This window comes from Pseudomonas sp. Lb2C2 (assembly GCF_052112205.1).
Classification (GTDB): domain Bacteria; phylum Pseudomonadota; class Gammaproteobacteria; order Pseudomonadales; family Pseudomonadaceae; genus Aquipseudomonas; species Aquipseudomonas kilonensis.
This window is the reverse complement of record NZ_JAUTYW010000050.1, coordinates 1-230: the sequence shown is the minus strand read 5'-3', so window position 1 is coordinate 230 and position 230 is coordinate 1. Positions and strand designations below refer to the sequence as shown.

The following is a 230-nucleotide window of genomic DNA, read 5'->3' as shown; positions in this document are numbered from 1 at the left end:
GGCCGCAGCCACCACCGTACCGGTGCTGCCATCTGGGTAAGTGAGATTGACCGTACTGCCCGGTTCAGCCGAACCCGTTACGGTGACACTGCCGTCGGCATTAGCCGCCACGGTTACGCTCGGCGCAGTTGGCGCCGTGGCATCGGCATAAGCCACCACAGTATCTGCACTGGTGTTGCCGGCGGCATCACTGGCATTGGCGGTGACATCGCCGGTGGGTTGGTTAATAG

1 protein-coding gene is annotated in these 230 nt (G+C 62.6%); it reads right to left on the bottom strand.

From position 1 onward, the window contains the following. Positions 1-230, bottom strand: a 230-nt coding sequence (locus Q7F16_RS30225) for a hypothetical protein (RefSeq protein ID WP_409557438.1), incomplete at both ends; no start/stop codon positions are given.